This is a genomic window from Kitasatospora sp. NPDC057940 (assembly GCF_042887425.1).
In the GTDB taxonomy this organism is placed as follows: Bacteria; Actinomycetota; Actinomycetes; order Streptomycetales; family Streptomycetaceae; genus Kitasatospora.
Window position 1 is genome coordinate 59,204 of the sequence record NZ_JBHVPH010000004.1, and the last position, 21,667, is coordinate 80,870.

19 protein-coding genes are annotated in these 21,667 nt (G+C 73.2%); 12 read left to right on the forward strand and 7 right to left on the reverse strand.

Annotation, left to right across the window (positions count from 1 at the left end; all coding sequences use genetic code 11):
* Position 1: 1 nt before the first annotated feature.
* Positions 2-1,228: a CaiB/BaiF CoA transferase family protein gene (locus ACFVTF_RS08525; RefSeq protein ID WP_387810922.1), complete on the reverse strand. Its 1,227-nt coding sequence runs from the start codon at positions 1,226-1,228 to the stop codon at positions 2-4.
* 212 nt (positions 1,229-1,440) lie between these two features.
* Here ACFVTF_RS08525 and ACFVTF_RS08530 point away from each other — a divergent pair, with 212 nt between their 5' ends.
* The 4 genes from ACFVTF_RS08530 (at position 1,441) to ACFVTF_RS08545 (ending at position 5,844) form a co-directional block, all read left to right on the forward strand.
* The gene (locus tag ACFVTF_RS08530) at positions 1,441-1,905 is read left to right on the forward strand and encodes a hypothetical protein (RefSeq protein ID WP_387810925.1); all 465 of its coding nucleotides are present in this window, start codon (positions 1,441-1,443) and stop codon (positions 1,903-1,905) included.
* An 87-nt stretch (positions 1,906-1,992) separates the two neighbouring features.
* On the forward strand, positions 1,993-4,113 hold the full coding sequence (locus tag ACFVTF_RS08535; RefSeq protein WP_387810928.1) for a hypothetical protein: 2,121 nt from the start codon (positions 1,993-1,995) through the stop codon (positions 4,111-4,113).
* 5 nt (positions 4,114-4,118) lie between these two features.
* A complete protein-coding gene (locus ACFVTF_RS08540) occupies positions 4,119-5,195 on the forward strand; it encodes a hypothetical protein (RefSeq protein ID WP_387810931.1) in 1,077 nt (358 codons plus the stop codon).
* Between the two features lie 91 nt (positions 5,196-5,286).
* Positions 5,287-5,844 (forward strand): GNAT family N-acetyltransferase, encoded by a 558-nt coding sequence (locus tag ACFVTF_RS08545; protein ID WP_387810934.1) that lies wholly within the window; start codon positions 5,287-5,289, stop codon positions 5,842-5,844.
* A 31-nt stretch (positions 5,845-5,875) separates the two neighbouring features.
* Here the strand turns inward: ACFVTF_RS08545 and ACFVTF_RS08550 are convergent, their stop codons facing one another.
* Positions 5,876-6,259 (reverse strand): DUF5955 family protein, encoded by a 384-nt coding sequence (locus ACFVTF_RS08550; RefSeq protein ID WP_371516399.1) that lies wholly within the window; start codon positions 6,257-6,259, stop codon positions 5,876-5,878.
* A 41-nt stretch (positions 6,260-6,300) separates the two neighbouring features.
* Positions 6,301-8,076, reverse strand: coding sequence for a hypothetical protein (locus ACFVTF_RS08555; RefSeq protein ID WP_387810938.1), 1,776 nt, complete (start codon positions 8,074-8,076; stop codon positions 6,301-6,303).
* A gap of 291 nt (positions 8,077-8,367) precedes the next feature.
* Between ACFVTF_RS08555 and ACFVTF_RS08560 the strand changes: the two genes are divergently transcribed.
* The 3 genes from ACFVTF_RS08560 (at position 8,368) to ACFVTF_RS08570 (ending at position 11,198) form a co-directional block, all read left to right on the forward strand.
* Positions 8,368-9,636 carry a sensor histidine kinase gene (locus ACFVTF_RS08560; protein ID WP_387810941.1) on the forward strand — a complete coding sequence of 423 codons (1,269 nt, stop codon included), beginning with the start codon at positions 8,368-8,370 and terminating at the stop codon, positions 9,634-9,636.
* Positions 9,633-10,382 (forward strand): response regulator, encoded by a 750-nt coding sequence (locus ACFVTF_RS08565; protein WP_387810944.1) that lies wholly within the window; start codon positions 9,633-9,635, stop codon positions 10,380-10,382. Before ACFVTF_RS08560 ends, ACFVTF_RS08565 begins: the two co-directional genes overlap by 4 nt.
* 168 nt (positions 10,383-10,550) lie before the next feature.
* Positions 10,551-11,198 (forward strand): Pr6Pr family membrane protein, encoded by a 648-nt coding sequence (locus ACFVTF_RS08570; RefSeq protein ID WP_363371201.1) that lies wholly within the window; start codon positions 10,551-10,553, stop codon positions 11,196-11,198.
* A gap of 71 nt (positions 11,199-11,269) precedes the next feature.
* Here the strand turns inward: ACFVTF_RS08570 and ACFVTF_RS08575 are convergent, their stop codons facing one another.
* Positions 11,270-11,641: a toxin Doc gene (locus ACFVTF_RS08575; RefSeq protein ID WP_350884595.1), complete on the reverse strand. Its 372-nt coding sequence runs from the start codon at positions 11,639-11,641 to the stop codon at positions 11,270-11,272.
* A gap of 25 nt (positions 11,642-11,666) precedes the next feature.
* Positions 11,667-11,879 carry a hypothetical protein gene (locus ACFVTF_RS08580; RefSeq protein ID WP_063351004.1) on the reverse strand — a complete coding sequence of 71 codons (213 nt, stop codon included), beginning with the start codon at positions 11,877-11,879 and terminating at the stop codon, positions 11,667-11,669.
* Between the two features lie 245 nt (positions 11,880-12,124).
* Between ACFVTF_RS08580 and ACFVTF_RS08585 the strand changes: the two genes are divergently transcribed.
* On the forward strand, positions 12,125-13,636 hold the full coding sequence (locus ACFVTF_RS08585) for a S41 family peptidase (RefSeq protein ID WP_387810949.1): 1,512 nt from the start codon (positions 12,125-12,127) through the stop codon (positions 13,634-13,636).
* Positions 13,637-13,699: 63 nt separating this feature from the next.
* Here ACFVTF_RS08585 and ACFVTF_RS08590 read toward each other — a convergent pair whose 3' ends face one another.
* Positions 13,700-15,307: an ABC-F family ATP-binding cassette domain-containing protein gene (locus ACFVTF_RS08590; RefSeq protein WP_387810952.1), complete on the reverse strand. Its 1,608-nt coding sequence runs from the start codon at positions 15,305-15,307 to the stop codon at positions 13,700-13,702.
* Between the two features lie 588 nt (positions 15,308-15,895).
* Between ACFVTF_RS08590 and ACFVTF_RS08595 the strand changes: the two genes are divergently transcribed.
* The 4 genes from ACFVTF_RS08595 to ACFVTF_RS08610 all read left to right on the forward strand — a co-directional run bounded on the left by ACFVTF_RS08595 (position 15,896) and on the right by ACFVTF_RS08610 (position 20,463).
* The gene (locus ACFVTF_RS08595) at positions 15,896-17,128 is read left to right on the forward strand and encodes a hypothetical protein (RefSeq protein WP_387810955.1); all 1,233 of its coding nucleotides are present in this window, start codon (positions 15,896-15,898) and stop codon (positions 17,126-17,128) included.
* Positions 17,129-17,232: 104 nt separating this feature from the next.
* Positions 17,233-18,870, forward strand: coding sequence for an ABC-F family ATP-binding cassette domain-containing protein (locus ACFVTF_RS08600; protein ID WP_387810958.1), 1,638 nt, complete (start codon positions 17,233-17,235; stop codon positions 18,868-18,870).
* 147 nt (positions 18,871-19,017) lie between these two features.
* Positions 19,018-19,692: a nitroreductase family protein gene (locus tag ACFVTF_RS08605; RefSeq protein ID WP_371516407.1), complete on the forward strand. Its 675-nt coding sequence runs from the start codon at positions 19,018-19,020 to the stop codon at positions 19,690-19,692.
* 150 nt (positions 19,693-19,842) lie between these two features.
* Entirely contained in the window at positions 19,843-20,463 is a 621-nt protein-coding gene (locus tag ACFVTF_RS08610) for a GNAT family N-acetyltransferase (RefSeq protein WP_371516408.1), read from the forward strand.
* 147 nt (positions 20,464-20,610) lie between these two features.
* Here the strand turns inward: ACFVTF_RS08610 and ACFVTF_RS08615 are convergent, their stop codons facing one another.
* The gene (locus ACFVTF_RS08615) at positions 20,611-21,564 is read right to left on the reverse strand and encodes an aldo/keto reductase (protein WP_371516409.1); all 954 of its coding nucleotides are present in this window, start codon (positions 21,562-21,564) and stop codon (positions 20,611-20,613) included.
* Positions 21,565-21,667: the final 103 nt, after the last annotated feature.

Here is a 21,667-nt window from a genome sequence, read left to right on the forward strand (position 1 = left end):
GCTACGCTCCTTGTCCTGCATCGGAGTTGTCGAAGTTTCCGGAGTTGCCGGAGTTGCCGGAGCTACCGGAGCTACCGGAGTCCAGGGACGGGACGGCCCAGTCGCGGGCCACTTCGGCGGTGTCCGCGCCCGGCCGGGCCGGCGGGCGGCGCAGCGCGCCGGGGGTGACGGAGAAGCGCGGAGCGGGGGCGGGCTGGGTGACGCCGCCCGCCTCGACATAGGTGCCGCGCGCCAACAGGTGTTCCTCCCGGGCTGCCTGACGCATCGTCAGTACCGGCTCCACACAGGCGTCGGAGCCGGCGAAGACGGCCTCCCACTCGGCCCTGGTCCGGGTGGCGAAGCGGTCGGCGATCAGGGCCCGCAGTTCGGGCCAGCGGGCCAGGTCGTACTGCCCGGGCGCCTGCGGACCGAGGTCCAGCAGCCGGGCGAACTCGGCGTAGAACTGCGGCTCCAGCGCCCCCACGGCCAGGTGTCCGCCGTCGGCCGCCCGGTAGACCGCGTAGAACGGCGCGCCGCCGTCCAGCAGGTTGGCGCCCCGGCGGTCCTGCCAGTGGCCGGCCGCCAGCAGCCCCCACAGCATGCTGGACAGGTGCGCCGCGCCGTCCACGATCGCGGCGTCGACGACCTGGCCGGCGCCGGTGCTCCTGGCGTGGTGCAGCCCGGCGAGCAGGCCGACGACCAGGTAGAGCGAGCCGCCCGCGTAGTCGCCCAGCAGGTTGGCCGGGATGCCGGGCGCCTCCTCGGGCCCGCCCGGCCCCGCGACCAGGCCGAGCACCCCGGCCACCGCCGCGTACCCGAGGTCGTGGCCGGCGCTGGCGGCGCGCGGGCCCTGCTGCCCCCACCCGGTCATCCGCCCGTACACCAGCGCCGGGTTGCGGGCCAGGCAGTGCTGCGGCCCGACCCCGAGCCGCTCCGCGACCCCGGGCCGGTAGCCCTCGATCAGCAGGTCCGCCCGCTCGACCAGGTCCAGCACCAGGCCGGGCCCCGCCGGGGACTTGAGGTCGACCAGCACCGACCGCTTGTTCCGGTTGGTCACGTCGCACGCCGGATCGATGCCCAGCGGCGACGGATCCGGCCGGTCCACCCGCACCACGTCGGCGCCCAGGTCGGCCAGCAGCATCGCCGCGAACGGCCCCGGCCCGATCCCCGCGAGCTCGACCACCCGCACCCCCGCCAACGGGCCGGGGCCGGCGGCCGTGGCGCCCGGCGGACTGCTCGTGTCACGCACTGGCTGCAGAACCCTTCTGGGTTTGACAGTAAAGCTGTAACACCCGTGATGATAGAGAAGCGACCCGCCGGTAACAAGACCTCCTCCCCCATCCACCAGCCGTGCGACCGCGAACACGGAGGGTGCGTCAGTGCACTGACGGAGCGTCCCTGTACCGTCGTCATGCCACAGGGGGGATTGACCCCTTCTCGACGAGAAGGAGTTGCACACGCATGGTTAGCCCGTACTTCACCACCGGGCCGGTCTCGCCGGCCTCGGCTCCGGCACCCGGCTCGGCCAGGACCGCGCCGTACGCCCCACCCGTCCAGCCACCCGTCCAGTCCGGTGGCAACGCGCCCGTCCTTCCGCCGGGCCTGGTGACCACCCGGCTGGACGTCCCGCACGAACTCAACGCCTCGGCCGGGATGGCCCGACAGATCGCCACCGACCTCGACAACGCGAACGGCAAGGCCGGGCCCGGCGCACACAGCCTCACCGAGTACGCGAGCACCGCGTCGACCAGGATCCGCGGCTTCTCCTTCGGCGGCGCCCTCACCGGCTGCACCGAGCGCTGGATGCAGCAGTGCAAGGCCCTGCACGACACGCTCGGCACGGCCGCCGGCAACCTCGACAGGACCCAGCAGTCCTACAGCGCCAACGAAGCCGCGACCGCCGCCGACCTCCGCGCGGGCCGCTAGGGGCTGCTCGGCCTGCTTGGCCTTGCTCGGCCCTGCTTGGCCCCAGAAGAACAGCAGTTGGAAGACCAGAAGGGGGAAACCGGACACATGGTGTCCTTCAAGGAACTGCACGAGGCCGACTTCTCCGGGATCACCGACGCCGCCGAAGCCTGGGCCGGCGTCGCCAAAGCCCTCACCGCCCTGGACGGCCGGGTCGCCAAGGACCTCACCAGCACCGCGCAGCGGGCCGGTTGGAAGGGCGCGGCCGCCGACGACGCGACCAAGGTGCTCCAGGCCGTCGACGGCGACTTCAAGCAGGCCTCGGCCGTCGCCACCGCCCTCGCCGCGATCATGAAGACCGCCGCCGAGGACTTCGCCGCCGCCCGCCGCGACCTCGACACGGCGATCCACGACGCCCGGAGCGACAACCTGACCGTCGCCGCGGACGGCCAGGTCAACTGGAGCCTGCCGAAGGAGACGAGGAACGACCCCGACGGCGCCAAGCTGGCTCAGGCGCTCGCGGTCAAGGCCGAGGCCATCGCGGCCCGGCTGACGAAGGCCGTCGAGAAGGCCGACTCCGCCGACCAGCGGGCCACCGCCGCACTCCAGGGCGACATCGGCACCAGCACCACGGCCTTCAACCCCACGCCCTACGGCAGCGGCCCGGTCGCCGACGCCAACCGGGCCAAGGACCTGATGGCCAGGGCCGGCAGCCTCAGCGATCCGCAGCTGAAGCAGCTGCAGGACATCATGGCCGCCAACGCGGGCAACAAGGACTTCTCCACCACGCTGCTCAACGGCCTCGACCACGGCGGGAAGACCGGCCCGGACGCCCTGCTGGAGTACAGCAAGGTCTACGACGGCCTCGCCCACGGCAACCACAACGCCAAGGGCTACCAGGACGTCTACGGCAACCTGTCGGTGGTGCTCGCCACGGCCACCCGTGACGGGGGAATGGGCAAGGCCTGGGAGGACGGCCTGCTGGCCGCCGCCCGCCGCCCGGGAGGCTCGGCGGCGGGGTTCAACGACAACTACCCGGCGCTGACGGCGCTGATGGGGGCGAAGGGGACGTACGACAAGGCGTTCCTGCTCAAGGTCGGCACCGACCTGGTCGACTACGAGCGCACCAGCAAGACCAAGGGCGAGGACCTCTGGGGCCCGAACTGGAACGGCCGGGTCGACCAGTCCGACCCGCTGGGCGGCCTGATGAACGCGTTCAGCCGCAACCCCGAGGCGTCGAAGGACTTCTTCGACCCAGGGAAGAGCAAGAACCTGGACTACCTACTGCACGACCGGAAGTGGCCGTTCCAGGGCAACGAACAGAACGTTCCCGCCGACTTCACTCCCTCCCGTACCGCGTTCGGCTACGCCCTGGAGGCGGCCACGACCGGTCGGGACCCACACAGCGACCAACCGGTCGTCCGTCCGCACGACAAGGTCATGTCGCAGATCATGGACGAGACGATGAAGTCGTTCGCCGGCACCGGCCCCGGGGACAAGACCTCCCTTCCGGCCGGACTCCGTCGGCCGATGGCCGACATGATCGCCGACTACGCTGCGGACACGCACGAGATCCTCGGCAAGGACCTGTACGGCGCGTCCCAGCCGGACGGACTCACCGTCAACCGCGAGCAGTTGCTGCGCCTGATCCGAGGCACCGTCGAGGACCCGGCGGCATTCGCCGTCATCCAGCACGCCGAGACCCAGGAGATCGCCCGCCGCCTGGACGGGTACGGCCCCGACGCGGTGAAGCCCGATGCGACGGGTGGTGTGAACCACGGACTGAACGCCCTCGTCCACGAGTCCAGCAGGACTCTCGGCGCGCTCGACGCGGTGTACGCCGACTCCGTCGTCGACCACGCGGACACCGACAAGTCGGCCCAGGACTGGCAGGCGAAGATGAACTACCACCTGCTCGGTACACCCGTGAACTTGATTCCGGGAGTGGGTGACATCGCGCAGCGTTACACCGATATCGCGACGGCCACCTACGCCGACGCCGCCAAGGCCGAGATCGACAGCAAGCTCCAGGGCAATCTGAGCTCCCACTTCTCGGCAGGACAGCAACAGCTGAAGGCGATGATCGACTACAAGCTGATCATGTCCGGAGTCGACCAGCAGACCATGAACGTCGGAGAAGGCGTGCCACAGCAGCTCCACAGGACCGCGGAAACCGCCTACAACAACGGAATCGACACCACCTACCGCACCGTGTTCGGCAGGGCGTGAGGACCATGGAGACCAAGAGCAAGAGCGGGCGTCCCGACGACGCCGTAGGGCCGGCCGGCAAGGTCGACGCGGCACTCAGTCGGCGCGGGTTCACCACGCGCGCCCTGCGGATGCGGCTGGCGGCGGTGCTGTTGGCATCCTCCCTCGTCCCGGCAGGGGCGGCGGCGTTCGCGCTGTACCGGCTGACGAACATCAGCGGGCCAGACAGCGTGTGCGACGGAGCGGCCACAGCGGAGCAGGTGCACGACCTGCTGGGGTCCGGGCCGATGAGCGAGAACAAGAATGGCTACTCGGCGACGAAGGACTCCACCGGGAACAGCTGCTCCGTCACGGTCAGCTCCGGCTTGTTCAAGACCTCCAAGAAGGTCGTGCGGTTCACCATCGTCCCCAACTCCGCTGACGGCCCGGGCGCATTGGCCGCGTCGGATGCCCGGCTGTTCTCCGGCGAATCGGCCGGCTCGGTCACCCCGGGCGCCGCGTGGGCCGTGCTCCCCGAGGGGTGCCAGAAGGGCGTACGCGCCGAGGTGAACACCAGCGAGGCGGGCCATGACGAGGTCAGGGCCCGCCTGGCCGTGGCCTTCGCCAACAGCGTGGCCAAGGCCCGCTCGTGCGCGGACCGGACACTTCCGGAACCGAAGAGCCTGTCGGCGAAGGCGGCCCGGACGGAACCGGACTGGGCCAACCTCTGCGGCCTGCCCGGGTTCGCACCCGCGAAGAACCCCGAGGCCCAGTGGCCCATGCCGCAGCAGGTCACCACCGCGTCCAACCCGATCTGGTCCTGCACGATCGGCGAGGACCCGAGGCACGACAGTCGGTCACAGGAATTCACGATCACCACCGAACCGCGGGTCACCGCCCTGACCCAGAAGGACGGCAAGAAGCCGTCCGAGTTCGGGCGGGCCAGCTGGGTCGCCGGCGGGACACTCGTCGCCACCTGCCAGGGCAAGGACGTCTTCTTCACCGTCGACGGCGGGTACGAACAAAGCCTCGAAAAGCCCTTCCTGTTCCCCGATCAGAAGGACCTGGTGCGCCAGTTCCTCACCGCCGGGGGCAAGGCGATCGGGTGTGAGCCGATCCTGTAGCCGCGGTGGGCGGGCGGAAATGGTCGGGCGACTGTCGGAGTAATGGCCTATGGTGCGGTAGACCTATTACGCACGACACGGGGGAAGCGCCATGACCACCGCCGGACACGCCACCGAACACGTCACCGGACCCGCCGCCCGCACGATCGTCACCGCCTCCGAGCGGCTGGTCCTCGGCCGGCCCCAGGAGGGGGACGTGGAGGCGGTGTTCGCGATCCACGGGGATCCGGAGACCAACCGGTACAACCCCAACGGGCCCCACCGGGACCGGGCGGCGAGCCAGAAGATGCTCGACGGCTTCGTCGCCGACTGGGCGCGGGACGGGGTGGGGTACTGCACCGTGTCCACCCGGGAGGAGCCGGAGGCGGTCATCGGGTTCGCCGGGCTCTACCTGCACACGCTGGACGGCGAGCGGGTGTTCAACCTCTACTACCGCTTCAGGCCGTCCGCCTGGGGCCTGGGCTACGCCGCCGAGGCGTCCCGGGCGGCGATGGCGGAGGCGCTGCCGCGCTTCCCCGGCGTGCCGGTGGTCGCGCTGATCCACCCGAGCAACGTGCCGTCCCGCCGGCTCGCCGAGCGGCTCGGGCTGCTGCCGGACCCGGACGGCCGCATCGACGACGAGGGCCGGCTGATCCACCGGACGGCCTGAGCCGAGGGGGCGGGAGACCAGAGGGCGGGCCTCAGAACCAGGGCGCGGCGGCCGTGGTCAGGGCCCGCAGGGCCTCGGTGAGGGCCGTCGCGGCCCCGAGGGCGCCGGTGAGCGTGAAGACGGCGCGCCTGACGCGGCCGTCGTCCCGTTGCTGGCCCTCAGGAGCGGCCGCCGCCAGCTCGTCGAGCACCTGTCCGGCCACCTCTGCGGCGGCGGGCGGCAGTTCGTCCGGGGCAAGCGCCCGCAGCCGCTCGCGCAGCGCGTCCACCGCCGTGAGCAGGGCGCTCAGTTCGGGTGCCTCCCCCAGGGTGGGGGCGGTCTGCTGGTGGGTGTACTCGGCGCGGGCATGGCTGCCGCTCTGCACGATGCCCGTGACGTTGCCGGTGATGCTGATCCCGTGGCCGTCGTCGTTCACTCTGCTCCCCTGTTCCTGGTGCCGTTGGTTCCTGGTGCCGTTCAGTCCTGCCGGGTGCCGCCGACGCGCGGCGCCGGGGTGGTGAGCGTCTGGTACGAGGCGCTGGCCGCGTCCCCGGTCTGCACCACGCCGTGGACGTCGCCGTGCACCTGCACGCCGTTGTTGATCACCACGTGCTGCAACTGCTCCGCCCCGTCCGTCCGGTAGCCGTGGTCCCGCAGGCAGTCGCGGACGGCCGACACGATCCTGGCCCTGACGCACTTCACGTACCGCTGGACGTCCATCTCCTGGAACAGTTGCTGGTACGCGCGCTCCGCACCCAGCTCCCGGACGGACAGCGTGGGGCCGTGGTCGACCAGCCGGTTCTCTCGGCACATCCGGGCGTAGCGGAGCGCGTTGCGCCCGACGGCCCGCCGGCTGCGCGCGGCGCGGCGCAGCACGCCGACCGAGCCTGCCACCAGAGCGGGCAGCGCCGCGAGGGACGCCGCGCAGAGGCCGAGCCAGTCACCGAGATCGGCGGGCGGTGCCGCGGTGTCGATCGCGTGGTAGGCGCGCGCGATCGGCGGCAGCACGAAGGCCCTGCTCTCCAGGAACAGCTGCCCGCCCTGGAGTTGGGCCCGCACGAACACGGTGACGACGATCTCCTCGCGCCAGCCCGCGATCCGCACCGTCAGGTAATGCCGCAGCCGTTCCTCGGCGGCGAGGTCGACGCTCTCCACCCACCAGTGCTCCGGGTCCGACCCGCCCCCGTTCGGCGCGGCGGCGCAGTGGGCCGCGTACGGGGCGAGGGCGGCGAACGCGGTGCCGGGGCCGTGGCCGCACCAGTCGGCGGCGGGGCCGAGGCGCTTGCCGCTCTTGAACACGAGGTCGTGCACGGCGATCCCGTGCAGGCGGTCGCCCGGGTAGGCGGGTGTGTCGGCGGCGCCGAGGCGGGCGAGTTCGGTGCGCAGCCGGGCGTGGACGGCCGGGACGGTCAACGCCTTTGCGGTGGATGCTGGTTCGGCCTTGTTCACCTCGGGCAGCAGGTCGTCGGCGAAGGACCAGTGGTCGATCTCGATCCCGGCGCCGACGAAGGGCGCGTAGTCGCTGTAGACGACGTCGGGGTCGGCCTGCTGCCGCGCGAGCCGCTGGTACAGGTCCTTGCGGAGGGGGTCCTCGGGGGTGGCGGCCCGGCCGGTGCCGAGCTCGTACAGCGTCTGTTCGAGCCGCCGCCGGCCGGCCAGGGACACCGCGAACCAGACGGCCAACAGGGCGGCGATCCAGTGCCACCCGAGCGCCTCGACCGCGACGAGCAGGCAGCCGGCGGCCAGCCAGTTGCCGGTCCGGCGGCGCCGGGGCCGGTCGGACCGAATCAACCAGGCCGCCACGAACACCAGGGGGACGGCCAGTTGCAGCAGCCCGAACCGCACCAGCACGTCGAGCGCGTGCGGCACGCCGGCCTGACCGGACGCCACGAGGGAGACGACGACACACACCACGAGCACGGGCAGCACGGCCGCGGCCAGCAGGACCAACACCGCCCGCCCCACCGCCTGCCGCCGGGCCGCGTAGCACTCCTTGAGCACCGCCGCCAGGTCGACGCCGGGGGTCGGCGGCGGTACCCGGTACGGGTGTTCGGCGAGTTCCTCGATCACCGCGTCCCGGAAGGCCGGGTCGAGGTGCGCCCCCGCCCGCAGGTAGGCGGTGGCGTCGCCGCGCGGCGCGCCGGCCTGGGCCTGGATGAGCTGCTGCAGCGGGTCGGGCACCGCCGGGGCGACCGGCGGCAGGGGCGGGTGCGGGTGCCGGGGCGGCGGTACCGGTACGGACGGTTCGGCCATGGCTGTGCCCTCTCCCGTCCACCTGTGCGTCTCATGAGGCGTGTGTCCGGGTCAACGACGCTCCCCCGGCCCGGGAGGAGGGTAGCAGGGCAAGATCCCCCCGGAGGGGGAGATGGACCGTTCGCCGGGTTGACGCGTCGGCCCGGGGAGCGACGGGACCGTGGACGGCATGAGGATCAGGGAGGACGCGCGGCACCGGCCCGGGCTGCTGCTGGCCCTGGCGGCGGGCATGATGTCACCGGCCGGACGGGCGGCCCCGGGCCGCACGACCGCTGACGTAGGGTCAGCCGGGTGAACACGGGGGCGGGCGGCCGGATGCGGCGGGCGGCGGGGGCGCTGCTGGGGCGGCGGGCCCGGCTGCGCTGGGTGCACCTGGTGCTGGGCGGTGCGCTGCTGATGCCGTACTGGCTGCTCTCGGTGGTGATGCTCGGGGCGCTCAACCCGGACCAGGGGCAACTGCGCCAGACGCTCCTGCAACTCACCGCGCTGTTCACCTCCCTGCCGATGGCCGCCGTCACCGCGCTGGTCCCGACCGTACGGGCGCTGGAGGGGGCCGCGGCCCGGGCGCTGTGCGCGGCGCTGCGGCCCGAGGAACTGGCCGCCGGGCCGGCCCGCTCGTGGGCGGCGCGCCGCCGCGCCGCACTCTGGTACGTGCTGCACCTCTTCTTCGGCGGTGTGGTGGCCGGGATGACGCTCGGCGGGACGCCGTTCGCGGTGGTGCTGCTGTTCTCCATCACCGGCACCGGGGATCTCGCACGGTACTGGGAGGACCGCTTCCCCGGCTGGATGCTCACCGGCCCGGCGCTGGGCCTCGCCCTCCTGCTGCTGATCGTCGCCACCAGCGCCGGCTGCGGCGCCCTGCTGGCCCGCTGGGCGCCGGCCCTGCTCGGCCCGACCCCGGAGGAGCGGCTGGCCGCCGCCGAACGCCGGGCCACCGTGCTCGCCCAGCGCAACCGGCTGGCCCGCGAACTGCACGACTCGGTCGGGCACGCGCTCAGCGCGGTCGGCATCCAGGCCTCGGCGGCCGCCCGGGTGTTGCGCACCGACCCGGACTTCGCCGCCGAGGCACTCCAGGCGATCGAGCGGACCGCGCGAGCGGCCGTCGCCGAACTGGACACCATGCTCGGGCTGTTGCGCGAGGAGGAGCCCGACGCGGGCCGGCCCGCCGGGCCGACCCTCGGCGGGCTGGACGACCTGCTGCGCCAACTCGCCCGCACCGGCGTGACGGTGGACGCCGAGCTGGCCCCGGGTCTGGCCCGGCTGCCCGCCGGAGTCTCCCGGGAGGCGTACCGGATCGTGCAGGAGGGCCTGACCAACGTGCTGCGGCACGCCGGGCCCGCGCCAGCCGGACTGCGGGTCTCCCTGGCCGGTGGCCGGTTGGAGATCGAACTGACCAACCCGCTGGGCCCCTCCCGCCCGAGCCGCCCCGGCGGCGGGCGCGGGCTGCGCGGGATCGGGGAGCGCGCGACCGCCCTGCGCGGCGGGAGCACGGCGGGGCCGAGCGAGGACGGAACGACGTGGCGGCTGGCCGTCTGGCTGCCGGTGGGAGGGACACGATGAACGAGGACGACCACGGCGGGAGCGTGCATGGCGAAAGCACGCACGGCGGGAGCGCGCACCGCGAGGGCCGCGACGGGGCCCTCGACGGCATCCGCGTGGTGATCGCGGACGACGAACGGCTGGTCCGGACGGGCCTACGGGTGGTGATCGACGCCGAGCCGGACCTCACCGTCGTCGGCGAGGCCGCAGACGGCGCGGAGGTCGTCCCGCTGGTGCGCGAACTGCGCCCGGATGTGGTGCTGATGGACGTCCGGATGCCCGGCATCGACGGGATCCGGGCCACCGAGCAGTTGATCGGCGGGATGGCCCGGCCGCCTCGGATCTTGGTGGTCACCACCTTCGAGCACGACGACCACGTGTACGACGCGCTGCGGGCGGGCGCGGCCGGCTTCCTGTTGAAGCGGGCGCGGGCGGAGGAGATGGTCCAGGCGGTGCGCCTGGTCGCGCGCGGGGACTCGCTGCTCTTCCCGGCGGCCGTCCGCGACCTCGCCCTGCGGCACGGCGCGGACGCCCGCAGCACCGCCGCCCCGGACCGCAGCAGCATCGGGCGGCTGACCGGACGGGAGGGCCAGGTGCTGCGGCTGATGGCCACCGGGCTCAACAACGGCGAGATCGCCCGGGAGCTGGTGGTCAGCCAGGAGACGGTGAAGACGCACGTCGGCAGCGTGCTCGCCAAGCTGGGCGCCCGCGACCGCACCCAAGCGGTGATCGCGGCGTACGAGTCGGGCTTCGTCCTGCCGGGTTGAGCCGAGGGGGGCTCAGGGGCCCAGGGAGCGGCGGGGCTGCGGAGTCCGGCGGGCCCGGGCCCGAGGAGGACCGTTTCTTCCGTCGCCCCGCTACCTGCGAGTAGAGTGCGACGTTCCCCCTCAACCGTCCGATACCTCCCGTATCGCCTGAAACGAACTGGTGGCCGCATGACAGTCCGGACCCGCCCCGCGCTGTGGTGGCGCATGGGCATCGTGCTCTCGGCGGGCCTCGGCCTGACCCTCGGAACCGCGCCGCTGGTGTTCTTCACCGTGCAGAGCAACGTCATCGTGCTCGGCTACTTCATCGGCGCCGTGTACTGGATGCTCAAGCGCGACACCGTGGACGCGCCCGCGCCCCGGCTGCGCGGCGCCGCCACCCTGTACATACTGATCACCGGGCTGGTCTCGCACGTCCTGCTCCAGCACGGCGCCAACCCGCTGCCCGGGCTGGTCAGCGGGCCGGACAAGCTCGCGCACTGGTCGTCGTTCTTCCTGCACTACGTGACGCCGGTGATGGTGATCGCCGACTGGCTGGTGCTGAAGCCGCGCAACGCGGCGGCCTGGAAGGACATCCCGCTCTGGCTGGCCTTCCCGCTCGGCTACGCGGCGATCGTGCTCGCCCGGAACGCGCTGTTCGACGACTACCCGACGCCCTACCCCTACTTCTTCTTCGACCCCACCACCAAGGGCTACGGCTACGTCTGGGGCCAGATAGCCCTGCTGACGGTCGAGTTCGTGGTGCTGGCCGCCGCCGTGGTCGGCCTGGACCGGCTGGGAACGCTGGTCGCGGGCAAGCTGAGGTCCGCCAAGTCCTGAATGCCCGGGCGCAGATGACGGCTTCTCCCGGGGGCGCCCTCCCCGGGTGACCGTCCGCGCGGCGGCCGGCCTCAGATCCGCCAGGAGCGGATCCGGTCGGCCGCCGCGAACACGTCCGCCCCGCCCGCCGCGATGTCGCGGGCCAGCTCGACCAGCGCCCCGTACGGCGGGTCGATGCCCTCCTTGGCCGCGTGCATGTACGCGGCCGTCGTCATGCAGGCGTACAGGTTGTTGCGCACCGGCAAGGGGCGCAGCAGCACGATGGTGTGCATCAGGGTGGCCGCGCACCAGGCGGCGTCGGCGTCGTGGCCGAGTTGCGCGGTGTTCACCCGGTGCCGGGCGACGGCGGCCTGGAGCGCGGAGTAGTCCCGCACGCTGAGGTCCTCCGGCGAGGCCAGCTCCTGCACGTCGAGCAGCCAGCGCAGGTCGACGTGGAGCAGCATCATCCCCGGACCCCCGCCGCGCCGTTCACGCCGCCGGCGCGTCCTCCGGGAACGCGGCGTCGAACTCCGCCCGGTGCGACTTCCAGAACGCCACCGCGTGGTCCACGAACACCCGCCGCTGCTGCTCCCGCACGCTCAGGTCGTGGATGTACGCCTTGATGCTCTTCCCGTCCGCGGCGGCGGCCTCGCGGATCGCGGCGAGCTCGTGCTCCGTGTACTCGATGTTGAGCGCAGGCATGGCGCCGATGGTACTGGAGCGCAACGGAGTTGGGACCACCGGCGGAGGATTTTCACCCGCCGTCAAAGGGGTTTGCTGTCGATACCCCCACGGAGTGGTTTCGGCGGAGCCGCGGGTAGCCCCGAAGTCGGGCGGGGGTCGGACGCCCGGGATGACGCCGGGGCGGTGGGGGCCGCCGTAGCGTCGGGGGCAAGGCGGCGGAGCGGTTCCGCGGGGGAGGCCGGGCGGTTCGGCGGAGGCCGGAGATGACGCGCAGGGCAGCGGGCAGGGCGGCGGTCGGCAGGACTACGGCGGGCAGGGCGGCGGCGGCCACGGCGGTGGCGCTCGCGACGACGGTCGCGGTGGCGGCGGCGGCCACGGCGGTGGCGCTCGCGACGACGGTCGCGGTGGCGGCGCCGGGGGTGGCCGCGACGCAGGCGGACGGCCAGGACGGGCGGGGCGGCAGGTCCCTCCAGGGGGTCTGGCAGATGGACGGGTACGGCCTGGTGGCCGTGGTCTCCGGGAGCAGCCTGACCACCTACGACGTGACGACGCACAGCTGCGTGCCCGGGTGGGTCACCGGGACGCAGGACGGCGCCCCCGGCCGGGACGGCACCGTCCGGTACGTCCTGGGCGACAACGCCCTCACCCTCACCCCGCAGCCGGGCGGGCGCCGGGCGATCGACGCCGAGGAGGGCGGGACGGGCACCAAGACGCTGCGCCGCCTGGACGCGCTGCCGGCGCTGTGCGCCCGGCCCGCCCCCGACGACCCGCTCGCGGTCTTCGACCGGTTCTGGGAGACCTTCGAGGAGAACTACCCCTTCTTCGCCGCCAAGGGGATCGACTGGCACGCGGCCCGCGACGAGCAGCGCGCGAAGATCACTCCGGCGACCACCACCGACCAGCTCCAGCAGGTCTTCATCGACCTGCTGACCCCGCTCAAGGACGCGCACACCAGTCTGGCCCGGGTGACCGGCACCGGCCCGACCGGCGTCTACTCCGGCCGGCGCGACGGCTCGCTGAAGTCGACGCCCGCCCTGCGGGACGCGGCCCGCAAGGCCGTCGACGCACAACTGACAGGCCCCGAACAGGAGTTCGCGGTCAACGCGCAGGGAGTGAGCCGGCTGGGTGTGGGCCGGCTCCCGGACGGCGTCGGCTACCTGCGGGTGAGCGGCTTCGACGGCTACGCGACCGGCGGATTCGCCGCCCAGGCCAAGGAGCTCGACCGGGCGCTGGACGCCCTGCTCGCCGATCCCGACCGGCTCGACGGCCTGGTGATCGACGTCCGGCTGAACGGCGGCGGCTCGGACGCGCTCGGGCAGCAGATCGCCGCCCGGCTCACCGACCGCCCGTACGTCGCCTACCGCAAGGTGGCCCGCGACGACCCGGCCGACCCCACGAAGTTCACCCGGCCGCAGCCGGTCGTGGTGCGGCCCGCGCACACCGAGCACTTCACCGGCCCCGTCGCCCTGCTCACCTCCTCGCTGTCGATCAGCGCCGCCGAGACCTTCACCCAGACCCTGATGGGCCGCTCCCCGCACGTCGTCCGGATCGGCGAGAACACCCAGGGCGTCTTCTCCGACGTGCTGATCAAGACCCTCTCGCCGGACTTCATGGTGGTGCTGCCGAACGAGAAGTACCTCACGCCCGACGGCAGCACCTTCGACGGCCCCGGCATTCCGCCGGACATCCGCACGCCGGTGTTCACCGACGACGAGTCGGCCGGGCTCAAGGACTCCGCCCTGAGCACGGCCCGCCGCGTCCTCGGCGAGCAGTAGCGGCCGCGGCGCGGGCGGGGCCGCCCGCGCCGTACCGGCCCCCTGCATCGGACCCGCCCCCCGCTACATCGGATCCACCCCCCGCAGTTCGCCGTCCAGCTCCAGCCACCGGGTGAGGCCCAGGCCGCGCAGGAACGGCACGTCGTGGCTGGCCACGATCAGCGCGCCCTGGTAGGCGGCGAGCGCCTGGGTGAGCTGGCGGACGCTGGCGAGGTCCAGGTTGTTGGTCGGCTCGTCGAGCAGCAGCAGCTGCGGCGGCGGGTCGGCCAGCAGCAGCGCGGCCAGGGTGGCCCGGAACCGCTCGCCGCCGGAGAGGGTGGCGGCGGGCTGGTCGGCCCGGCCGCCGCGGAACAGGAAGCGGGCCAGCCGGGCACGGATCGCGTTGTCCCCGGCGGCGGGGGCGAACAGCTTGACGTTCTCCGCCACGGTCAGCTTGTCGTCCAGCAGGTCGAGTCGCTGCGGCAGGTGGCGCAACGGCACCGGCGTGCTGACCTCGCCCTCCAGCGGGGCGAGTTCGCCCGCGATGGTGCGCAGCAGGGTGGTCTTGCCGGAGCCGTTGCGGCCGACCAGGGCGATCCGCTCGGGGCCGCGCAGGTCGAGGTCGGCGGTGGTGCCGTAGGGCAGCCGGACCTTCTGCAGGGTGAGCACGGTGCGCCCGACCGGGACGGCCGTGCGCGGCAGGTCGATCCGGATCTCGGCGTCGTCGCGCACCGCCTCCTCGGCGGCGGTGAGCCGCTGCCGCGCCTCCTCCAGCCGCTCGGTGTGCATGCCCTGGAGCCGCCCGGCCGTCTCCTGGCCCTGGCGTTTGAGCTTGCCCGCGAAGATGTGCGGGTCGTTGCGGGTGACCGAGCGCTTCCTGCCGTAGCTGGCGCTGCGGTCCAGCCGGGTGCGGGCCTCGGTCAAGTCCCGTTTCTGGCGCTCGACGTCGGCCTCGGCGTTGCGCAGCAGCCGCTCGGCGGTCTCCTGCTGGGCGGCGAGGGTGCGCTCGTACTCGGCGAAGTTGCCGCCGTACCAGGTGACCGCGCCGTCCCGCAGGTCGGCGATCTGGTCGACGTGCTGGAGCAGTTCGCGGTCGTGGCTGACGATCAGCATGACGCCGTGCCAGCCGGCGACCGTCTCGTAGAGCCGCTCCCGGGCCGCCCGGTCCAGGTTGTTGGTGGGCTCGTCGAGCAGCAGGACGTCGGGGCGGCGCAGCAGCAGGGCGGCGAGGCGCAGCAGGACGGCCTCGCCGCCGGAGAGCTCCCCGGTGGTGCGGTCGAGGCCGAGGCGGTGCAGGCCGAGCCGGTCGAGGGTGGCGCGGGCGCGCTCCTCGACGTCCCAGTCGTCGCCGACGGCGTCGAAGTGGCGCTGGTCGGAGTCGCCGGACTCGATGGCGTGCAGGGCCTCGCGGGTGGCCCGGATGCCGAGCGCCTCGTCCACCCGCACGGTGGTGTCCAGCGTCAACCCCTGGGGCAGGTAGCCGAGTTCGCCGTCGATCCGGACGGTGCCGCCGGTCGGGGTCAGCTCGCCGGCGATCAGCCGCAGCAGGGTGGACTTGCCGGCGCCGTTGAGCCCGATCAGGCCGGTGCGGCCGGGGCCGACGGCGAGGTGGAAGCCGTCCAGGACGGGCTTGCCGTCGGGCCACTCGAAGGTGAGATCGGTGCAGAGGACGGCGGTGGTGGGTTGTGCCATGGAGGGCCTCCCGGGTGGTTGCCGAAGGGAACGATGAGCAACACGGGGAGACACCGCGGGTGCGGGCCGGTACGGCCGGGGGGAGGGCGGGGCGGATCCGGATCAGCCGGATCGGGCTCGCCACGGGGCCGTGACTGAGGTCGCACACTCGCACACCGCGCGGCGAAGGGCCTGCGCGGCGGGGGCGGTGTCTCGGGACCTCAGTAGAGCAACGGCCTTCTCCTTGTCTGGCGGATGACTCCGTCCACGCTACGCACGGCGCCGGACCCGGGCAACCGAATTTCGGCGCACCGGAAAGCGCACCGGGAAGCACACCGGAAAGCGCCCCGGGAAGCGCCCCTGGACACGCACCCGAACACGCACCGGGAAGCGGCCGCCGGGGTGGGAGCCGACCGGATTCCGGAGGGCCGGAGGAGGGCGGGTGCCGGTCCGGTGCCGATCCGGTGACGGCCCCGCCCCGGTCCCGGGGTGTGCGCGAGGAGGCCTTTGTCCGCGTGGCAGACTCCTCCCCTGCCACGCCTGCGGCTCCCCGGAGCCGTACCCGAGGAAGGGGTCGCGTGGCGGTTATTCACAGGGGGATTTGAAGTCATGTCACCGATGTACCGGCCGAACCGTGCTGTCCTGGGCGCCTCCGTCGCCGCGCTGACCGTGCTGGCCGCGACCGCGTGCGGCCCGGACAACAGCGACCCGGTCACGGCCCGGACCACGGCGCCGACGGTCGCGGCCGGCGCCACCGGCAAGCCGGGCGCGGCGCCGATCAAGCTGCCGACCGCCGAAGAGCTGAAGACCTGGAAGTTCGAGGACTGGGACAGGTGGGCCCAGCAGAACGTGATCACTCCGGCGGTCAAGGGCTACTGGACGCTGCAGCGGATCCTGAACGCCAAGCCCAAGCCGATGCCACAGCCGCAGGCCGACCCGACGCAGCCGCCGGCCCAGCCGACCGGCGCGGCCCCGGCCCAGCCGACCTCGAAGCCGGCCACCCCGGCCCCGGCGCAGCCCACCACCGCCCAGCCCCCGAGCACCGGCGACGCGCTGCCCACCGTCATCGAGGCCAAGCCGACCCAGCACCCGTTCGCGAAGAACCTGCACGTCAACGGCAAGCTCTTCTTCAAGGACGGGAACCAGGACTACGTGTGCTCCGGCACCGTCGTCTCCGACCCGGCCAACCCCGGCAGGAGCAACCTGGTCTGGACCGCCAGCCACTGCCTGAACGGCGGCAAGGGCGGCCAGTACTACACCAACATCTCCTTCGCCCCGGCCTACAACAGCAACGGCCTGCTGAGCGGCGGCAAGCAGGCCAGCGAGACCGACGCCGAGCCGTACGGCGAGTGGGGCGCGACCGCCGGCATGGTCTCGCCGCAGTGGTCGGCCGAGGCCGACCCGGAGCACGGCGGCCCGTGGAGCCAGTACGACTTCGGGATCATCAAGGTCGCCGACCCGAGCGGCAACGGCAAGTCGCTGGAGGAGACCGTCGGCGGCTCCGTGCCGATCTGGTTCAACGCCCCGCGTGACCAGCTCAGCAGCGTCAGCGCGTACGGCTACCCGGCCGGCAAGCCGTTCGACGGCGTCGAGCTGGACCACTGCGACAGCGGGAAGCCGGTGAAGAAGACCGGCGACCCGAGCCGCCCGGCGATGCTGATGATCGGCTGCAACATGACCGGCGGCAGCAGCGGCGGCGGCTGGGTCGCCACCAAGGACGGCAAGCCGGCCCTGGTCAGCGACACCTCGATCGGCAACGGCGCCAGCACCTGGGAGGCCGGCCCGTACCTGGACGACGTGGCGGCCCGGATGTTCGACTACTTCTCGAAGAAGTCCAAGTGACCTCCTGACCGGCCCGCGTGGCCGGTCCCCGGGGTCGCGGCAGCCGCGCCGCGGCCCCGGGCTTTTCCGCCACCCGGCCCGCTCCTCCTACAATCGGGCTCATCATGAGCGCCACACTCGTAGTCAAGGACCTCGCCGCCGGTCACGGCGAACGCACCCTCTTCTCCGGCCTGGACCTGGTCGTCGCCCCCGGTGACGTGATCGGCCTGGTCGGCGTGAACGGCGCCGGCAAGTCGACGCTGCTGCGACTGCTGGCCGGGCTGGACACCCCCGAGGGCGGTTCGCTGCGGCTCAGCCCGGCGAGCGCCAACATCGGCCACCTGCCGCAGGAGCCGGAGCGGCGCGAGGGCGAGTCGGTGCGCGACTTCCTGGCCCGCCGCACCGGTGTGGCGGCCGCGCAGACCGCGCTGGACGAGGCCACCGAGGGCCTGGTCGAGGGCCGCCCGGGCGCCGACGACGCGTACGCGGCGAGCCTGGACCGCTGGCTGGAGCTGGGCGGCGCCGACCTGGAGGAGCGCGCCGAGGAGGTCGCCGACTCGCTCGGCCTGAAGGTCTCGCTCGACCTGCCGATGACGGCGCTGTCCGGCGGCCAGGCCGCCCGGGCCGGCCTCGCCTCGCTGCTGCTCTCCCGCTACGACGTCTTCCTGCTGGACGAGCCCACCAACGACCTCGACCTCGACGGCCTGGAGCGGCTGGAGGCCTTCGTCAAGGGCCTGCGCGCGGGCACCGTGCTGATCAGCCACGACCGCGAGTTCCTGGCCCGCACCGTCACCAAGGTGCTGGAGCTGGACCTGCACCAGCAGCAGGTCAACCTGTACGGCGGCGGCTACGAGGCGTACCTGGAGGAACGCGCGGTGGCCCGCCGGCACGCCCGCGAGGAGTACGACGAGTACGCCGACACCAAGGCCGGGCTGGAGGCCCGGGCCCGGATGCAGCGCGGCTGGATGGAGCACGGCGTGCGCAACGCCCGCCGCAAGTCCTCCGACAACGACAAGATCGGAAAGGCGCAGCGCGCCGAGTCCACCGAGAAGCAGGCCTCCAAGGCCCGGCAGACCCAGCGGATGATCGAGCGGCTGGACGTGGTCGAGGAGCCGCGCAAGGAGTGGGAGCTGCGGATGGAGATCGCCACCGCGCCGCGCTCCGGCTCGGTGGTCGCCACCCTGCGCGCGGCCGTCGCCCGCCGCGGCGACTTCGCCTTCGGCCCGGTGGACCTCCAGATCGACTGGGCGGACCGGGTCGCCATCACCGGCGCCAACGGCGCGGGCAAGTCGACGCTGCTGGCCGCCCTGCTCGGCCGGCTCGAACTCGACGGCGGCAGCGCCTCGTTGGGCTCCGGCGTGGTGGTCGGCGAGGTGGACCAGGCGCGCGGGCTGTTCCTCGGCGGCGAGCCGCTGGCGGAGGCCTTCGCCGCCGCCGTCCCGGAGTTCACGCCGGAGGAGGTGCGCACCCTGCTGGCCAAGTTCGGCCTCAAGGCGGTGCACGTGAAGCGCCCGGCCGGCACCCTCTCCCCCGGCGAGCGCACCAGGGCCGCGCTGGCGCTGCTCCAGGCGCGCGGGGTCAACCTGCTGGTGCTGGACGAGCCCACCAACCACCTGGACCTGCCCGCGATCGAGCAGTTGGAGGCGGCGCTCGGCTCGTACACCGGGACCCTGCTGCTGGTCACCCACGACCGGCGGATGCTGGACACCGTCTCGGTGAACCGGCGGATCGAGGTCCGGGACGGGCGGGTGCACGAGCTGTAGTCCCGTCCGGCAGGGCGGGCCTGCCGGACGGCCCTGCCGGATGGGCCCGCCGGATGGGCGTTCCGGACGGCCCTGCCGGATGGACCTGATCTGCGGATTGGTCTCGACCTCTTCCCGGCGCGGCCGTCATGTGCTGTGCTGTCGGCCATGGTTGACAGTGCAGTGGCAGGGACGCCCTACCCGACCGTCCCCCTCACCCCGATGACGGTGCCGGCCCACGAGGCCGAGGCCCGCAGCAAGTCCTTCCACGACGTGATGGCGCAGCGCCGGACCGTCCGCGACTACGCGACCCGCCCGATCCCGGACGGCGTCGTCGAGTGGGCGATCCGGACCGCCAACACCGCGCCCAGCGGTGCGCACGTCCAGCCCTGGCGGTTCGTGGTGATCACCGACCCGGAGCGCAAGCGGCGGCTGCGCGAGGCCGCCGAGGTCGAGGAGCGCGAGTTCTACGCGCACCGGGCGTCGGAGGAGTGGCTGGCCGCGCTGGCGCCGATCGGCACCGACTGGCACAAGCCGTTCCTGGAGGACGCGCCGGCGGTGATCGTGGTGTTCGAGGTGCACAAGGGGCCCGATTCGCCGCGCCCGTACTACACCAAGGAGTCGGTGGGGATCGCGGTCGGACTGCTGCTGGCCTCGCTGCACCAGGCCGGGCTGGCGACGCTGACCCACACACCGAGCCCGATGAAGTTCCTCAACGAGGTCTGCGAGCGCCCGCTGGAGGAGCGTGCCGCGTACGTCATCCCGGTCGGCTACCCGGCCGAGGGGGCGCGGGTGCCGGATCTGCGGCGCAAGGAGCTGGACGAGGTGCTGATCCGGCTCTGAGCGCCGGGCGCGTGCGCGCCCAGGTGCGCCGGGGTACGGCCGGGCGCGCCGGGGCGTGGCGGGGCGGGGGCGGGGACCGGTGAGAGGCCTGGTGGGAGGCCGTCTGGAATTCATTGGTGACAGGTCCCGGCCAAGGACATAATCGCGCTCATGAGCCACCCGCAGTCACGGTCCTGCAAGTACCCGCCCGCCCCGCTCCACGCGCCCGGCCCCACCGCCGTCACCGCCGGGCGGCCGCCCGAGGAACTGCGGCTGCCCGGCGGGATCTCGCTGCTGCGCCGCCGCAGCACGCACGCGATGGCGCTCAACAAGGCCGTCCGCGCCAACCTGGACCACCTGCGGCCCTGGATGGAGTGGGCGGCCGAGCCCCCCACCCGGGCGCAGACCGCCGAGCTCGCCCGGGCCGGCTCCCGCGCCTGGGAGGCCGGCACCGACTTCATGTACCTGGTCGGCCTGGACGCCGAACCCGGCGGCGTGGTCGGCGCCCTCGGCCTGCACGGCCGGATCGGCCCCGGCGCACTGGAGATCGGCTACTGGGTCGCCGCCCGGCACGCCGGCCGCGGCATCGCCACCACCACGGCCGGGGCGCTGACCGAGGCCGCCCTGGCGCTGCCCGGCATCGCGCGGGTGGAGATCCACTGCGACGAGGCGAACGGCGCCAGCGCGGCCGTCCCGCGCAAGCTCGGCTACCGGCTCGACCGGGTCGCCGAGGCCGCCGTCCGGGCTCCCGCCGAGACCGGGCGGCAGCTGATCTGGGTCCGGGAGGCCTGACGGCGTTCCGGGGCGGGGCCGGCGACCCCGGCGGCCCATGCCCTTCGGTGCCGCTCGCCGCTCAGTACCGCCCGCCGCTCAGTGCCGCCCGCCGCTCAGTACCGCCCGCCGCTCAGTGCCGCCCGCCGCTCGGTACCCGCTCGCCGGTCAGTACCGCTCGCCGGTCGGCGTCGGCAGCGCGTCCAGGTCGGCCAGGTCGGCCGCCGAGAGCACGATCTCGGCGGCACCCGCGTTGTCCACCAGGTAGCGCGGCGTCTTGGTGCCCGGGATCGGGAAGACGTACCGGCCCTGCGCCAGCACCCAGGCCAGCGCGACCTGCGCGGGCGTCGCGCCGATCCGCTCGGCGACCTCCCTGACCCTGCCGACCAGTGCCAGGTTCTCCTTCAGCGCGTCCTGCTGGAAGCGCGGCAGCCGGCGGCGGAAGTCGTCGGCGGGCAGTTCGTCGAAGGAGGCGATGCTGCCGGTCAGGAAGCCCCGGCCGAGCGGCGAGAACGGCAGGAAGGCGATGCCCTGCTCCTCGGTGTACGGCAGCACCTCGGCCAGCACGTCCCGGGTCCAGAGCGAGAGCTCGGACTGCACGGACGCCACCGGGTGCACCGACTGGGCCCGCTTGATCTCCTCGACGGTCGCCTCGGAGAGCCCGATCCGGCGGGCCTTGCCGGCCGCGACGGTCTCGGCGAGGGCGCCCCAGGTCTCCTCGATCGGGACGGCCGGGTCGACCCGGTGCAGCTGGTAGAGGTCGACGTGGTCGGTGCCGAGGCGGCGCAGGCTGTCGTCGATCGAGCGGCGCACGTGCTCGGGCCTGCCGTCGCGGGCCGACTGGCCGGCCCCGCCCGGGACGATGCCGACCTTGGTGGCGAGGAAGGCGCGCTCCCGGTACGGGCCGGCGAGCGCGGCGCCGACGACCTCCTCGTTGGTGTAGGGGCCGTACATGTCGGCGGTGTCGATCAGGGTGACGCCGAGGTCCAGCGCCTGCCGGATCACCCGGACGGAGTTCTCGTCGTCCCGGTTCTGCACGTCGTAGGCCCAGGTCATCCCCATGCAGCCGAGGCCGATGACGCCGGTCTCCGGGCCGTTGGTACCGAACGTGGCGTTGCGCATGACGGTGCTCCGATCGTGGTGGTGTGCCCGGCCGCTCGCGGGGTGCTGCGGTGGATCAACGCGTCCAGCTTTCACCTTGGAGTGCACTCAAGGTCAAGCCCGT

Bases quoted from the DNA above. Each gene is read 5' to 3' on its own strand.
- ACFVTF_RS08615 (WP_371516409.1), bottom strand. From the start codon at position 21,564: ATGCGCAACGCCACGTTCGGTACCAACGGCCCGGAGACCGGCGTCATC.
- ACFVTF_RS08585 (WP_387810949.1), top strand. From the start codon at position 12,125: ATGACGCGCAGGGCAGCGGGCAGGGCGGCGGTCGGCAGGACTACGGCG.
- ACFVTF_RS08540 (WP_387810931.1), top strand. From the start codon at position 4,119: ATGGAGACCAAGAGCAAGAGCGGGCGTCCCGACGACGCCGTAGGGCCG.
- ACFVTF_RS08565 (WP_387810944.1), top strand. From the start codon at position 9,633: ATGAACGAGGACGACCACGGCGGGAGCGTGCATGGCGAAAGCACGCAC.
- ACFVTF_RS08555 (WP_387810938.1), bottom strand. From the start codon at position 8,076: ATGGCCGAACCGTCCGTACCGGTACCGCCGCCCCGGCACCCGCACCCG.
- ACFVTF_RS08600 (WP_387810958.1), top strand. From the start codon at position 17,233: ATGAGCGCCACACTCGTAGTCAAGGACCTCGCCGCCGGTCACGGCGAA.
- ACFVTF_RS08570 (WP_363371201.1), top strand. From the start codon at position 10,551: ATGACAGTCCGGACCCGCCCCGCGCTGTGGTGGCGCATGGGCATCGTG.
- ACFVTF_RS08580 (WP_063351004.1), bottom strand. From the start codon at position 11,879: ATGCCTGCGCTCAACATCGAGTACACGGAGCACGAGCTCGCCGCGATC.
- ACFVTF_RS08575 (WP_350884595.1), bottom strand. From the start codon at position 11,641: ATGCTGCTCCACGTCGACCTGCGCTGGCTGCTCGACGTGCAGGAGCTG.
- ACFVTF_RS08530 (WP_387810925.1), top strand. From the start codon at position 1,441: ATGGTTAGCCCGTACTTCACCACCGGGCCGGTCTCGCCGGCCTCGGCT.
- ACFVTF_RS08590 (WP_387810952.1), bottom strand. From the start codon at position 15,307: ATGGCACAACCCACCACCGCCGTCCTCTGCACCGATCTCACCTTCGAG.
- ACFVTF_RS08605 (WP_371516407.1), top strand. From the start codon at position 19,018: ATGGTTGACAGTGCAGTGGCAGGGACGCCCTACCCGACCGTCCCCCTC.
- ACFVTF_RS08545 (WP_387810934.1), top strand. From the start codon at position 5,287: ATGACCACCGCCGGACACGCCACCGAACACGTCACCGGACCCGCCGCC.
- ACFVTF_RS08595 (WP_387810955.1), top strand. From the start codon at position 15,896: ATGTCACCGATGTACCGGCCGAACCGTGCTGTCCTGGGCGCCTCCGTC.
- ACFVTF_RS08535 (WP_387810928.1), top strand. From the start codon at position 1,993: ATGGTGTCCTTCAAGGAACTGCACGAGGCCGACTTCTCCGGGATCACC.
- ACFVTF_RS08610 (WP_371516408.1), top strand. From the start codon at position 19,843: ATGAGCCACCCGCAGTCACGGTCCTGCAAGTACCCGCCCGCCCCGCTC.